13 protein-coding genes are annotated in these 13949 nt (G+C 47.9%); 5 read left to right on the plus strand and 8 right to left on the minus strand.

What is annotated here, in order from left to right:
• Positions 1 to 86 precede the first annotated feature (86 nt).
• Positions 87 to 1298 carry a Gfo/Idh/MocA family protein gene (locus ON006_RS11600; RefSeq protein ID WP_244819951.1) on the minus strand — a complete coding sequence of 404 codons (1212 nt, stop codon included), beginning with the start codon at positions 1296 to 1298 and terminating at the stop codon, positions 87 to 89.
• Between the two features lie 216 nt (positions 1299 to 1514).
• Here ON006_RS11600 and ON006_RS11605 point away from each other — a divergent pair, with 216 nt between their 5' ends.
• From ON006_RS11605 to ON006_RS11620, 4 genes are all read left to right on the plus strand, one after another.
• Positions 1515 to 2537 carry a sensor histidine kinase gene (locus tag ON006_RS11605; protein WP_244819952.1) on the plus strand — a complete coding sequence of 341 codons (1023 nt, stop codon included), beginning with the start codon at positions 1515 to 1517 and terminating at the stop codon, positions 2535 to 2537.
• Positions 2534 to 3247 carry a LytR/AlgR family response regulator transcription factor gene (locus tag ON006_RS11610; protein WP_244819953.1) on the plus strand — a complete coding sequence of 238 codons (714 nt, stop codon included), beginning with the start codon at positions 2534 to 2536 and terminating at the stop codon, positions 3245 to 3247. Before ON006_RS11605 ends, ON006_RS11610 begins: the two co-directional genes overlap by 4 nt.
• 110 nt (positions 3248 to 3357) lie before the next feature.
• Positions 3358 to 5598, plus strand: coding sequence for a TonB-dependent receptor (locus ON006_RS11615; RefSeq protein ID WP_244819954.1), 2241 nt, complete (start codon positions 3358 to 3360; stop codon positions 5596 to 5598).
• A 21-nt stretch (positions 5599 to 5619) separates the two neighbouring features.
• On the plus strand, positions 5620 to 6261 hold the full coding sequence (locus tag ON006_RS11620) for a hypothetical protein (protein WP_244819955.1): 642 nt from the start codon (positions 5620 to 5622) through the stop codon (positions 6259 to 6261).
• 80 nt (positions 6262 to 6341) lie between these two features.
• Here ON006_RS11620 and ON006_RS11625 read toward each other — a convergent pair whose 3' ends face one another.
• Positions 6342 to 6515 (minus strand): hypothetical protein, encoded by a 174-nt coding sequence (locus ON006_RS11625; protein WP_244819956.1) that lies wholly within the window; start codon positions 6513 to 6515, stop codon positions 6342 to 6344.
• A gap of 204 nt (positions 6516 to 6719) precedes the next feature.
• On the opposite strand from ON006_RS11625, the gene ON006_RS11630 reads away from it, so the two are divergent.
• Positions 6720 to 8699: a glycoside hydrolase family 97 protein gene (locus tag ON006_RS11630; RefSeq protein WP_244819957.1), complete on the plus strand. Its 1980-nt coding sequence runs from the start codon at positions 6720 to 6722 to the stop codon at positions 8697 to 8699.
• A gap of 10 nt (positions 8700 to 8709) precedes the next feature.
• Here the strand turns inward: ON006_RS11630 and ON006_RS11635 are convergent, their stop codons facing one another.
• The 6 genes from ON006_RS11635 to ON006_RS11660 all read right to left on the minus strand — a co-directional run bounded on the left by ON006_RS11635 (position 8710) and on the right by ON006_RS11660 (position 13818).
• Complete coding sequence (locus ON006_RS11635) at positions 8710 to 9795, minus strand: alkaline phosphatase family protein (protein ID WP_244819958.1); 1086 nt, start codon at positions 9793 to 9795, stop codon at positions 8710 to 8712.
• Positions 9796 to 9892: 97 nt separating this feature from the next.
• Positions 9893 to 10048, minus strand: coding sequence for a hypothetical protein (locus ON006_RS11640; RefSeq protein WP_244819959.1), 156 nt, complete (start codon positions 10046 to 10048; stop codon positions 9893 to 9895).
• 69 nt (positions 10049 to 10117) lie between these two features.
• Entirely contained in the window at positions 10118 to 12826 is a 2709-nt protein-coding gene (locus ON006_RS11645) for a PQQ-dependent sugar dehydrogenase (RefSeq protein ID WP_244819960.1), read from the minus strand.
• A 38-nt stretch (positions 12827 to 12864) separates the two neighbouring features.
• Positions 12865 to 13011, minus strand: a complete 147-nt coding sequence (locus tag ON006_RS11650; protein ID WP_244819961.1) for a RagB/SusD family nutrient uptake outer membrane protein — start codon at positions 13009 to 13011, stop codon at positions 12865 to 12867.
• A complete protein-coding gene (locus ON006_RS11655) occupies positions 13004 to 13300 on the minus strand; it encodes a hypothetical protein (RefSeq protein ID WP_244819962.1) in 297 nt (98 codons plus the stop codon). Before ON006_RS11655 ends, ON006_RS11650 begins: the two co-directional genes overlap by 8 nt.
• 65 nt (positions 13301 to 13365) lie before the next feature.
• Positions 13366 to 13818, minus strand: a complete 453-nt coding sequence (locus tag ON006_RS11660) for a sigma-70 family RNA polymerase sigma factor (protein WP_244819963.1) — start codon at positions 13816 to 13818, stop codon at positions 13366 to 13368.
• Between the last annotated feature and the right edge of the window lie 131 nt (positions 13819 to 13949).

Here is a 13949-nt window from a genome sequence, read left to right on the forward strand (position 1 = left end):
CGAATGCTTCAACTGTCACCTGAGCGTTGATTTGTCATCCTGAGCGCAGCGGCGGCCGCTGCGCTCAGGATGACAAATCAGCCCTTTCAAACCGAATACTCTGGCTTCCAAATTTGTACCGACTCCGTGTCGGCAGCGGCGTTTCCCATATGTATCGCAATCGAACCGTCGCGGCCGGTTTCGACATTGGAAATGGGTTTTTTCTTTGTTTTAATGCAGGTAACAAAATCTTGCAACGCGTACACTGTCGGTTCCAGGCCCTCTTCGCCCGGTTTCCCAAAGGCTACCTCTACACCCTTGCCCTGGGTGGTTACCGCCAATGTGGCCCCACTCACGCCGTCGACCACGCCTTTGGCATTGTTGGTAGTTTCGGGATAGATGTATGCTTTATCTCGAAGAATTTCAACCGTCGCCTTATCCCCCAAAATACGTATGCTATAACCGTTATACGCATTGGAAAGCACCGAAGTCACGCTGGCTTTTACGCCATTTGGATAGTCGTACACGGTACGGATGTTATCATACGTATCGCGCCCGTCCTTCCAATAATTAATGCCGCCCAGGCCTACTACTTTCAGCGGATGGCTGTCGAGCAGGTAATTCACCACATCAATTTCGTGGGCACATAGTTCCGATAATGGGCCTCCGCAGTATTCGCGGTACATGCGCCAGTTGATCGCCCGCTCCTGCTTTGGATCATTTACCGGAAACCGCCAGTTGGAATTTCGGTTATACTGACATTCAAAATGCGTGATCTTGCCCAACCAGTTTTGATTAATGATCTCCTTCACCCTGTGGTACAAACCGTAATAGCGGTACTGGTAACCGATTTGAAATACTAAGCCCGAACTCCGTACTTTTTTCACCAGATCTATGGCCTGCGGAATGTCATAGGTCATGGATTTTTCCAAATAAATATGCTTGCCGACTTTCAATGCATCCACTGCCATGGGATAATGCAAATAAAGTGGCGTCGCGATGATCACGGCGTCAAGGCTCTTATCTTCCAGCAGCTTGCGATAATCGGTATAGCCTTTGGCACCTTTTTCCGCCAGGCTCATTCCCTTTTGCAGATTTTCCGGGATAATGTCGCAGCAGGCAACCAGTGCAAGCTCTGGTATATCCCTGATCAAAGTCGCCAGCCCCGAACCCCTTGAACCCGTCCCGATCAGCCCTACCCTGACCTTGTCCGCCGCTCCCGGTTTTCGGGCAAAAACAGCATCCGGAACAGATAACCCGGCCATGGCCACCAGGCCGGTCGTTACAAATTGTCGGCGGGAAGTTTTAAAACTCGACATATTTTGAAAAGGTTTAAGATTTCAATGCATCGTGCCCAACCCTTCTGTCACACAACTTTACGTAAAATGATTGAAAAACGGGCACGTGCCCGTAAATATAGAAAAAGATTGCTAAACAACTAGTAACCCAAATAAATAATAGCCGAACATGCTTGTTTTCAGACAATGTGAATGGAAAAAGTTAATATTGCCGATTATCTGTTCTGAATGTTAAGTATGGCTGAACTCAGCAAACCGGTCAAGTGGGAAATAGCGATCCATGTGCTTGTGTGGACTGTCATTCTGCTGCTTCCTTATATACTTTCCTCGGCTGGTGAGCATTATATGATCGGCGGGATTCCAGGTTCATTCATTACAATGGCCGGGTTCATTCACATGGCGATCTTTTATTTCAATGCATTTTTCCTGTATCCCAAACTGGCGAATGGCTGGCGCTGGTGGTTGTACATATTGGCTTCGATACTGCTGATCGTCGTTTCATTTATGATCAAATACCAGATCGTCGCCAGTCAGTTTCCCGAAGTGTTGCGGTCGGGATCGGCACAATTCGTATTTGCGCCATCAGTTTTTGTGTTCATGGCCAGCGTCATTTACCGACGGGTTGCCGATAGCATTCAAAAAGAAAAACAGAAGAAAGAGCAGCACGCCCAACGACTGGCAGCCGAACTAAAATTTCTCCGCTCTCAGATCAACCCCCATTTTCTTTTCAATGTGTTGACTAATATGGTATCACTTGCCCGCAGCAAATCCGAACATCTGGAACCTGCATTGCTCCGTCTTTCTGATCTGATGCGGTATATGCTGTATGAAACAAAGGGCGAAAAAGTGCCGGTCAGCAAAGAACTTGAATACCTTGGCAGCTACATTGAACTTCAAAAACTGCGTTTTGGGGATACAGTCGATATCGCTTTTAAGACAGAAGTGGATGATACTGCGGCCGGCCACGAGATCGAACCATTACTGCTGGTACCGTTCGTTGAAAATGCATTCAAACATGGTGTCGGGCTGATCGAAAATCCATACATATATATAAGGCTACAAATCAGGAACGGCGCGTTGCAGTTTGAGGTTAACAATAATTATGATGAGCAGGGTATGGCGCAGAAGGACGACAGTTCGGGCATCGGCCTCGAAAATGTGAGAACCCGCCTCACTTTGCTTTATCCTAAAAAACATGAATTGCGCATTGACAAAAGCGATTCAACTTTTCATGTGACCCTAAATCTGACGCTGACATGATGCGCTGCATTGCCGTAGATGATGAAAAACTGGTACTTGACCTTCTGGTGGACAACATCCGGCAGGTACCCTATCTGACTTTGGTCAAAACGGCCAGAAATGCAATGGAAGCGATTGAAATCCTGCAAAATGAAAGCATTGACCTGGTTTTTCTGGACATTCAAATGCCCCGTCTCACCGGCTTGCAGTTTTTGAAAACATTACCTGATCCTCCGCTCGTAATTCTGGTGACCGCCTACGAAAAATATGCGCTGGAAGGTTTTGAACTGAATGTGGTTGACTATCTGCTCAAACCCGTCAGTATGGAGCGGTTTCTGAAAGCCTGTAACCGGGCCCACGAGCTATTCCAATTGAAAAAACCAAAATTACTACCCATTGATCCTGACGTAAAAATCACCGACTTCTTCGTTCACGTTGAATATTCCCTCGTCAAAGTTGAGATAGAAAAAGTGGCCTGGGTGGAAGGATTGAAAGATTATGTCAAAATCTACCTTACCACGGCGACCAAGCCGATCATTACCAGAATGACCATCAAATCCCTGGAAGAAAAACTGCCCGAACCTGCATTCATCCGCATTCATAAATCCTACCTCGTGGCTGTGGATAAAATCACTGCCATCAAGCGTGATGTTGTCGAGATAGGAACCAATGAGATCCCCGTCAGCGAATCTTACAAAGAAAATCTCCGCAAAATCCTTCATATAGGCTGAGACTAAGTCGCGACATTTAACCGGTTTGTCTCGGCATTTAGCCGGCTCATCTACTCTCCCGAAAGCCATTCATTTTCGAAGCTAGTTTTGTTCAGAAAAAGAACAAAGCCATGAAAATCAATACACTCATCGACAAAACCATTCTGCTGTTACTGGCTGCGATAATCAGTGCGACAGCATTGGGCCAGACCAGGATCACCGGCGAAGTGACTAGCTCGCTGGGAAGCCCCGTTCCTTCCGCAGCCATCGTCCTCAAAGGAACCACAGCCGGTACTACCGCCGACAGCCTCGGCCGGTTCAGCTTCACGGTTGCGCTAAAAGGCCCGCAAACATTGCAGGTTTCTTCACTGGGTTTCAAAACGTACAGCGAGAAAATAGTGCTTTCAGACACTGTTCTGACCGTTTTGATCACGTTACCCGACGCTGCCAACGATCTCGAAGAAGTGACCGTAAGCGCAGGAAGCTTCGAGGCGAGCGACAAAGCCAAAGGCGCTTCCCTTACTCCCATCGACGCCTACACCGTGGCGGGAAATGGAGGCGACATTGCCAATGCGCTGCGATCGTTGCCGGGTTCTCAGCAGATCGGCGAACGGGAAGGCTTGTTTGTCCGTGGCGGAACCAATGAAGAAACCAAGCAATTCATTGACGGTATCCTACTCAAAAACCCCAATTACACGTCCGTTCCGGGTATTATGCAACCGGCGCGGCTGAACCTGTTTTTGTTCAAAGGCGTGCTGTTCAATACCGGTGGGTACTCTGCGCTGTACGGCCAGGCGATGAGCAGCGCACTCATTCTCGAAAGCATTGACATGCCCGAAAAAAGTGCGGCGAATTTCAGTGTCTTTCCTTCCAATTTAGGCGCGGGCTTCCAGCATCTGGCCAAATCCAACCGGAGCAGCTTCGGCGGCGGGATCGCCTACACCAACCTTCACCCATACAACTCCATCATTCCGCAAAAACCAGACTATTACCGCGGCCCGGAGTATATCAATGCAAATGCTAACGTAAGATTGAAAACAGGTAAAGATGGGATCATCAAAGTCTACCTGGCTTACGCAGAAAGTACGATCGGAATGCGGAATGCGGATGTGGACAGCGTGTCATTAAAGTCGGATTTCAGGCTGAAAAGCAGGAATATATATGGTACCCTCAGCTACCGCGACGAGCTGGGCAGCAACTGGCGACTGGATGCCGGTGCAACGTACAGCTACAATCAGGACGACATTCAGACCCAATTATTGAATCTGCAAAACGATCCGGTCAGCATTGCCTCCTCTCCATTTGATTCAAAAAATGCCGCACACATTACCACATCCGACTTCGCCCAGGGCCGGGTGGTACTGACCAGAAATTTTGAAAGAAATCAATCATTGCGCTTTGGCGGCGAGCATTTTTACTTCCGCGACCGGTGGAACTACAATCAGAAAATCACTCCATTGACCGATCATCTTTCCGCCGCTTTTGCCGAAAGCGACATTCGCATCAGCGAGAACATTGCCGCCCGGGTTGGCGCCAGGCTGGAATACTCTTCCCTGCTCCGCAAAGCCACATTAGCTCCGCGGGCGAGTGTGGGCTATCGCATTGCACGCGGCGAACAACTCAATTTTGCCTATGGCATTTTTTACCAAAAACCGGAAAATGTGTACCTGTACCAAAACCGAGACCTGAATTCTTCAAATGCTGAACATTATGTCCTGAATTATTCAAAAAAAGCAAACAACCGGTTTTTCAGAACAGAGATTTATTATAAAAAATACAAAAACCTGATCCGCACCTATCCCGGGCTCAGCAATGACGGTACCGGGTATGCAAAAGGTATTGAACTGTTCTGGCGGGACAAAAAAACAGTCAAAAACCTGGATTACTGGGTCACCTACACCTATCTCGACAGCAAACGAAATTACCTCAACTACCCGGAAAGCATTCGGCCTGCATTCACGACGCCACATACATTCACGGTCGCTATCAAGCGGTTTTTCCAGAACATCAACACCAGCGTGAATGTGTCCTACTCCTACGCCACCGGGCGCCCCTACTACGACATCCGCCCGGGCAATGATGATGCAACGAACATCTACGATTCAGGCAAAGCCAGCCCATATAGCGCCCTCAACCTGCATGTGGCGCATTTAATGAAGCTTTTCAAGAAATCGAAGATCAAGGATTTTTCGGGTTTTGCATTCGGGGTTAATAACCTGCTCGGTACCCGCCAGATCTTTGGATACAATTACTCTTATAATGGTCAGTACAAAACGCCCGTCACATTACCCGCCACCCGCACCTACTTCATAGGCGTATTCATGAGCCTGGGCGTAGACCGCACCGACGACCTTTTGGACAATAATTTATAACCAATCAATCCAATTCAAACCATGAAAAAGCTAACGCTAAGTATCATTTTGCTCGCCTGTACCTGCCTCATTACCTGGGCGCAAACGTCGGGCAACACTCCACTAGACGGAGTAGTTAAAAAACTCGATCAAGCCAAAACAGTGGCTGACTATCAATCGCTTGAAAAGACATTTGTGCAAATCGGCAATGCCGCCAAAACCGATTGGCTACCTTACTACTATGCTGCTTTCTGCAATGCAAAAACCGGTTTCCTATTGCAAGACGACGGTGAAAAGATCGAACCGTTCAGCGTGAAAGGTGAAGCACAGATTAAAAAAAGCGAGTCGCTGGCCGATAAAGCTGACAAGAAGGCGCTGGCCGAGATTTACGTGGTTCAAAGCATGATTTACCGTACCAAAGTCTTCATCAACCCGATGACGATGGGACGTGAATTCGGAACGCTGTCTGACCAATTTCTCAAAAAAGCACAGGCGCTTGACCCCGAAAATCCAAGAGGAATGTACGTACAGGCCTGGACCAAATTCTACACGCCCAAACTGTGGGGAGGCGACAAAGGGCTGGCAAAGGAACTGGCCGGAAAGGTCAGTCAGCAGCTATCCAATGTCGTATTTTCGACCGCACCACATTGGGGGAAAGCAGAAAGCGACGCGCTGTTGAAGTAATGCGCCGCCTTTCAATTCATTCATTTTGTTCCAATTAAACTCAAAAAGCCATGTTTTTCGGATTTCTGATTCTCGCAAGACTACTTTTCGTAACCTGTATGGTTTTCATCCTGGGATATGTATTCGGCAATTTTTCCCAAAGACCAACATTGGTACTTTTCACCAAAATAGCTTCCATCACCATAATCGTCGCCTTCATCTTCATGAACATATTCATCGTTCGTTCCGGCCATGGTTTCCCGGGGTCGGGGCATCCCGGTTGGAAACATTGTGGTGAGCACGAACAGGTCATGAAAAAGTAATAGTACAGGTGCGTAATCGCGACGTTATCCGCTGGCGTGCCGCGGGTGGCGTTGCGGCCCAAAATCCTGGTTATTAGCATTTAATCAATGATCCGTTTATCTTTCTGCATCGTTCAGTTTTCTTGCCAAACCTGCGAAAAGGTAAACGAAAAGCACATGAAGCAACCCTACTTTTTAACTACAATACTGACCGTAATCTGCCTGATTTCAGAGGCAGCTACTGTCAGGGAAATCAGTTCGCCGGATCAGACGATTCGCTTGTCCGTGAATATTAATAAGAAGCTCATTTACAGCATTTATTATAAAAATACATTGCTCCTTGCTCCGTCGGAAATTGATATGGAGCTCTCTGGCGGGCAAAAACTTTCGGACGGCCTCGCAAAACCAAAGTTTGCACAAAGACTGGTGAATGAAACCATCATTTCGCCGGTTCCTGAGAAACGGACGCATATACCAGATCATTATCAGGAATTGAAAGTGACGCTGCCCAATTCATTTGCCGTAATTTTCAGGGTTTACAATGATGGCGTCGCATACCGGATCAGTACCGCATTCAAAGAGGATATTCAGGTTAAAACAGAAACCGCCCGCTTCCAATTTCCCACTAACCCGACCGTGTACTACCCCGAGGTAACGCCGCCGGGCAATATGGACAAGTACCACACCAGTTTTGAGGAACTGTACACGGTCAAGTCCCTGGATAGCATCTCGACTAAAAGTCTGATTTTTACACCGGTTTTGGTTACACCGGCACAAGCTCCAAAAGTGGTGATCACTGAATCCGACCTGGAAGATTATCCCGGCATGTTCCTCACGTGCGACTCCGGCAATGCTTTAATCGGAGATTTCGCGGCCTATCCGCTCAAAGAAGAAGAAAGTCACGAACTGTATTCCCTGAGGTTTGTGACGAAACGGGCCGATTTCCTGGCCCGCACCAAGGGCAGCCGCGATTTCCCCTGGCGGGTTTTGATTATAGCTGTTGAAGACAAGGACTTGCCCGGTAATGATCTGGTTTACAGGCTTGCGTCGCCTTCCCGCGTGGCGGATGTGTCGTGGGTGAAGCCCGGCAAAGCGACGGACGAATGGGTGATTTCTTCCAATGTATATAACGTGCCTTTCAAAAGCGGGATCAATACCGAAACTTATAAGTACTACATTGATTTCGCCAAACGATTTGGTTTTGAACGCATTATGATGGATGCCGGGTGGAGTGACAATAATGACCTTTTCAAAATCAACCCGGAGATCAATATGGATACCATTGTTGCTTATGCCAAAAGCAGGAATGTAAAAATCAGTATGTGGACGCTTGCATTGACATTGGAAAAGCAACTGGAACCTGCGCTCGATCAGTTCAATAAATGGGGCGTAGACTTTATTATGACCGATTTTATCAATCGTGACGACCAGAAAGCGGTGCAGCTTTTTTACAAAATCGCCGAAGCCTGCGCCCGTCACAAACTGATGCTCATGTTTCATGGTGCATTCAAACCGGCCGGTTTCAACCGGACTTTCCCGCATGCGGTGGCCAGAGAGGCGGTTTTGGGTTCGGAGTACAATATGTGGAGCGACAAGCCGACGCCTGAACACAACCTGCGGCTGCCGTTTATCAGAATGCTCAGCGGACCGCTGGATTATGAGCCGGGGCTACTCAATAATGCTACGCCGAAAGGGTTCAGGGCGATCCCGGAAAGTGTGATGTCCATGACTACCCGTACGCAGCAGCTCGCGATGTACATTATATATGAAAGCCCGATACAGTTTTTCGACGGTAACCCCTCCCAGGGACTGGCCGAACCCGCATTTATGGAATTGCTGGGCAGCATTCCGACGACCTGGGACACAACCCGGATCGTAGATGCAAAACTGGGCGACTACATTATTACTGCCAGAAAAAAGGGAAACGACTGGTACATTGGCGCAATGACCGATTCCTCCGCCCGCGACTTAAATCTGCCGCTCGACTTTCTGGACAATGCAAATTATACCGCCACGATCTGCGCAGACGGGATCAACGCAGACCGTTACGCGGCGGATTATAAAATATCTTCCGATACATTGACCAATAAATCAGCACTGAAAATACATTTGGCACCGGGTGGTGGTTATGTGATCAAGCTGGTGAGGAAGGATTAGTACATGATCGCTACTTCCAAACGGTGGTCACTGGTTCGCCAACGGGGTGGTTCGCTGTGAACTTGAAGCCCAGTAATTGCGCCACAGTCTGAGCTATTTGATCCTGGTAAATTTGCCCTTGCGTTTTCATTTCGCCCTTGGCTGGGGTATCCGGGCCGATTACCGTCATCCAGGTTTCATTGGAGCGAGGTCCTGAACCTCCGTGGGTTGTCCAAAGATCACCTACGCCGCGACCGTGATCCGGGTAGATGATGAATGTAGTGCTGCCTTTATAAAATTTGTCCGCCTGCATCGTATTCCATAGTTTACCGATCATTGCGTCCAGGTAATGCGCTGCGTCCAGGTACGAATCGTACTCGCCTGCGTGACCGAAACTATCAGGGTCCGCAAAATCGATGTGGAGTACTTTGGGATGATGCACTTTTATGTACGACTGGGTCATGGCGTAAGTACTGGCGTCAAATCGCACCTCTTTGCCAAAGTATTGGGGCATGTAATATTGCAGCTCGTTGGAAAGCGACTGAGCTTCTGTCAGTTTGGGATCTTTAATGTCTTCGCCTGGAATGTTCACAAGCATTTTATTACGGTTTCGGTTCACGATTCGCGATAATGCATCCCAGGAAGCGAATGTGACCACTTTTCCGGCGTAATCTTTTTGCTTATTAATGAATTCCAGCACATTCTCATTCGGGTTGTCCGGGTATTCGTTGCTATTGATTTGAGGATCATAGAAACCGCACAAAGTCTCGCTGCGACCGGGGTAGGAAAACCAGTATTTGTTTCTGACGTAAACCTCATTGCCAAACTCACGGTTTCCATAAAGTTGCCCCTGGGTCGCTATCGTATTCCAGAAAAACGGCATCAGTTTCTTCTTCCTTTCGTCTTTTGTTTTCGCCCAATATTTAGCCGAGAATGCAGCCGAATCCTGTTTGTGATATTTTTTATTGAAGAAAATAGCGGAATCTGCTCCGTTGAAAATCTCCTGCCAGCGATAGCCGTCAATGGAGATCATGACGATATTTTTGGTTTTGTTTCTCTGCCCGTAGCTGTAAAAACTGATCGAGAGCAAAGTCAAAATAAGTAGCCTTAGTTTCATTTTTTAGTGGTTGCTGTATTAGATTCGGAAAGGTACCAAATACCTTTTTTCCGAACCCGGACAGCAGCAAATGTTCACTATAATTTAACATAGACCCCTAAACCTCCAAAAAACGGTCCCGTACCAGCAGGCACGCACCCAGCAAGCCTGCTTCTTCTCTCAGTTTGGAGGTTTTGAGTTGGGTGTCGTTGTTGACCAGGCTGAGGGAATATTTGTTGATCGCGGTTTTGATCGGCAGCCAGGGTAAAGTCATGCCGCCATGATTGGCCAGATAGCCCAGAATGACCCTTCCGGGATCTTTGGCTTTGTATTAAGGGTTAGGTTATTTCTGAAAATACATATGATCGATGTGGAACAGCGGACTTTTTGTCTCCGGATTTTTGAAAACAAAAAACAGATCATGCGTCCCTGATACCGGGTTTACTTTCAGCAAAACATCTTTCCAATCCGTTTTCGGATCTTGTACCTTACCTGCCGGAACATCGATTTCACCCAATAATGGGCCATCTTTTGCTCCCTGCCGCAACTCGATCGTCCCGCCCGCGCCTTGCTCCTGCACCCGCATACGTATACCAGTAATGTGCGTGAGATCAATCGCATTAAAACGGACGTACTTTCCATTCGTAATGTTGGCGATGTAGGAAATGAAACCTGTGTTCTGTGTCGCGATCACCACACCCACATTCCCCTCCTGGTAGTCTTCCAGCTGGATTAATGGATTTTTCAGGACAATGTGACTGCTGGATTTTATCGGTTCAATGCCATTTGCACCCTTATCTGTATACGCAGCTAGCAGTACATACGCTCCTTCGTTGCCCTTGCCTTCGTGCTCCGTCAATTTAATGGTATTGGCAAGCGGCGTTTTGGTTTGTTTTTGGGCCAATGACAAAATATATGCGGCTATATCGCTGGCATCTTTTTCCGGCAAATCCGCATGTGGCGGCATCGGGTAAGTACCCCAGTTTCCGCTTCCGCCAGTGATAATTTTACGGGACAATGTGGCCTCTGCATCTTCCTTGCCCATATATTTTTTAGAAATCTCCTTCAATGCCGGGCCGATAGACTTGGTTTCCATGGTGTGACAAGCCTTGCAATCCAGTGTCGCGTACAGTTTCTGAGTCGCCGCAAAACGCAGATCGCTTTCACCGGCAGATGTCAGTGCACCGGCGAGATCTTTCCCAAATGGCAGATAATTGAAACTTACGTTCACATTTTCGGGATCAATTTTACCATCCTCTTTGTCGGCAACCTTTACCTGATAATCCAATGTGGTGTTGTCCCAATAAAAGCTCCGGTTCGCCTTTGTGGCGATTTTAACGTCAGGAGGTGTGTTTCCTACTTTAATTTCAGCCGTAGCCGTACCTTTCCCGCCATTCTGGTCGGAGACGGTCAACACGATATTGTAAGTTCCGGCTTTGGTAAATGTATGTATCAACTCCTGTCCGGTCAATTTTTTATCGCCTACCTTCCATTCATAAGAAAGCTTGTCGCCCGGGTCGTAGTCTTTGGAACCTTTGGCCGACAATGTGACGGTAAATGGCGCTGAGCCAATGGTTTTGCTCGTTTTCAATGCAGCCACAGGATTGCGGTTCCCCTCTGAATATTCCACCCGGATGATACCTGAATCCGTATTTCGGGCGAACCAGTTGGTACCATACGCAAGCAAATACACAGCTCCGTCGGGCGCGATCTGCATATCCATCGGCGCTACCACTTTGAGTTGCGGCAAAAACGGCTCCATATTCACATAGTTGCCATTACTATCCATGGTCACCGCCATGATCCACTTCCTGATCCATTCAAAAATGAACAGTTTCCCATTGTAATAGTCCGGCAGCTTATATGGAGAATTGGGATATAAGTCACTGTAATACACCGGCCCGGCCATGGCGCTCGCCCCGCCTTTACCAACCAGCGGCCACTTTTTAGAAGGAACTTTACCATACCAAATGAATGCAGGCTGCGCAGGCGGCAACTCTTTCACACCCGTGTTGTTAGGAGAATCATTGATCGGACGTTTCGGATCTTTTCCAGGCCCCTCTTTTTTTGTTTCAAAATTATAGTCTGGAAAAACCTCATTATCGCCCAAAAAGTAAGGATAACCGAAAAATCCTGGCTTGCGTGCCTGATTGATCTCGTCATAACTCAGCTTTCCTTCACTGGCTGGAATCTCAGTATCCGGGCCTACGTCGCCCCAGTACACATATTTGGTTTTCGGGTCCACCGATATCCTGAATGGATTTCGCAAACCCATTGCCAAAATCTCAGGCTTGCCTGCTGACCCGTCCTTGGGAAATAAATTACCGTCGGGAATGCTATATGCTCCATCCGCCTTCGGTTTGATCCTCAATATTTTACCTCTGAAATCATTACTATTGGCCGTCGCTCCCTGGTCGTCTGCGAGCTCGTGGCCCGGACGTTCGTCTGTCGGGTTATGGCCTTCAATTTCTTCTGCATTGGTATTGTCACCTATCGACAGATACAAAAGCCCGTCGCTATCAAAAGTAAGGTAACCTGCTGAATGGCAGCAATATTTGCGCTGGGTGGGCACTTCCAGCAACACCTTTCTGGACGATTGATCGAGGTTTTGCCCATTCAATTCAAACCGCGCCAACTGGCTCACGTGCCGGTCGCCAGCTATGCCGTAATAAAAGTAAATCCAATGGTTATTTTTAAAATCCGGGTCGGCCGCGACACCCAGCAAACCGTCCTCGATGCCACTGAACACATTGAACTGCGCAATGGTTGAAAGTTCTTTGGTAGCATTGTTGAAATAGCGAACGGCACCTTTTCGCTCGGCCACTACCAGATCGTAATTTGGCAAAATAGCCATTTCCATAGGCTCGTCCAACCCGGAAACGAGTGTTTGGTAGGTAAATCTGCTGGAATCCGGCCCTTGCTTGCTGACCTCCATTGCCCTAGCCCCTTGATCCCCTACCTTCCTGAACAGCGGCTGCTCCGGCTTTGAAACAGAAGCCATGCTGACGGCCCCCACCAACAATAACCCGATACAAGTTCTGATATTTTTCACCTGTTAAACTTAATAATTTATTTTATTTAAAAACACCATCAGGTGTTAATGCTTATATAAAGTGTAAATGAAATAAGACTTGCCAGGTTTTGAAAACCTGGCAAGTGCCAGTAATTTGGGTTTTGGGTAATGGAGCCACCGGAGCGATCGATCTCAACCTGCGGAACAGAGAAAAGCTCATTCATGCTCCATAAAGATCTCTTGAAACTGTGGATGCAATGCATAAGCCTTGGAATCAATGACTTTCTTGGCCGCGTCTTTTGCTTTCGCGAAAAGGCTTGCATCGTCTTTGGCAAAAAACAATAAACACGCGCCAGCAATGCCCAGGAGGTTTCGCGAGTTGCCCTGCCAATTTCGCCAGGCAGCCCTGACTAAAAAGAAAAAAACACCCCCAACCCAGGGTTTCAACCCTGGGTACCAGGCATGTATATGCGTCACGACATGCAAGTAGCGCGCCTCAGTACTCGCGTCCACGCTCTGACGTTAGCGCGGGCGGGCGTCTGTGTGCGGGGCGTCCACCCCAAGGCCAAAGCCTTGGGTTAGGCCGTGTCCATGGGCAAATTCAGCTGTGCCGCGATTTCCCTGTAGGTCATATTCTCACTCCTGCTGCGCAGATACACTTTTCGAAATTTGTCGGGCAGATTTTGAATGCTTTTTTCCAGTGCCTGCGACAATTCCTCATAGTACAGCCAGTCTTCAATGTAGTTTTGCTCGGGATTAGCCGTGTGTAACAAATGATCCAGGTAACTATCGCTGATTTTCCGTGAGCGGATAAAATTGTAAATACCAAACCGCAGCGCACCGAAAAGGTAAGCTTCCAAAGAAACCGTAATGAGGAGGTTTTCGCGCTTAGTCCAAAGGTCAATAAAAATTTCCTGGATGATTTCCTCGCACTCTTCCCTCAGCTGCAAACGTTTATAGGCCGAGTCGAACGATCGCCGCCAGTACTTTTTGTAAAGCTGAGCAAAGGCATCCCTGTTACCCTCCCGCAAACGGGAAAGCAGCCCGTCGTCCGGGTTATGTGGAGTTTCGGATTACTACCCGGCGGGTAAAGTCCGTCTGTTTTAGGCTTTTGACTCAGGCCCATTCAACCTGATGGACGACAACTAAATCACATTAACTT

Source organism: Dyadobacter pollutisoli (assembly GCF_026625565.1).
GTDB classification, from domain to species: domain Bacteria; phylum Bacteroidota; class Bacteroidia; order Cytophagales; family Spirosomataceae; genus Dyadobacter; species Dyadobacter pollutisoli.

Excerpts from the sequence above, each read along its gene's own strand:
- ON006_RS11600 (WP_244819951.1), bottom strand. The coding sequence starts at position 1,298 with ATGTCGAGTTTTAAAACTTCCCGCCGACAATTTGTAACGACCGGCCTG.
- ON006_RS11605 (WP_244819952.1), top strand. The coding sequence starts at position 1,515 with ATGGCTGAACTCAGCAAACCGGTCAAGTGGGAAATAGCGATCCATGTG.
- ON006_RS11610 (WP_244819953.1), top strand. The coding sequence starts at position 2,534 with ATGATGCGCTGCATTGCCGTAGATGATGAAAAACTGGTACTTGACCTT.
- ON006_RS11615 (WP_244819954.1), top strand. The coding sequence starts at position 3,358 with ATGAAAATCAATACACTCATCGACAAAACCATTCTGCTGTTACTGGCT.
- ON006_RS11620 (WP_244819955.1), top strand. The coding sequence starts at position 5,620 with ATGAAAAAGCTAACGCTAAGTATCATTTTGCTCGCCTGTACCTGCCTC.
- ON006_RS11625 (WP_244819956.1), bottom strand. The coding sequence starts at position 6,515 with ATGCCCCGACCCCGGGAAACCATGGCCGGAACGAACGATGAATATGTT.
- ON006_RS11630 (WP_244819957.1), top strand. The coding sequence starts at position 6,720 with ATGAAGCAACCCTACTTTTTAACTACAATACTGACCGTAATCTGCCTG.
- ON006_RS11635 (WP_244819958.1), bottom strand. The coding sequence starts at position 9,795 with ATGAAACTAAGGCTACTTATTTTGACTTTGCTCTCGATCAGTTTTTAC.
- ON006_RS11640 (WP_244819959.1), bottom strand. The coding sequence starts at position 10,048 with ATGACTTTACCCTGGCTGCCGATCAAAACCGCGATCAACAAATATTCC.
- ON006_RS11650 (WP_244819961.1), bottom strand. The coding sequence starts at position 13,011 with ATGAATGAGCTTTTCTCTGTTCCGCAGGTTGAGATCGATCGCTCCGGT.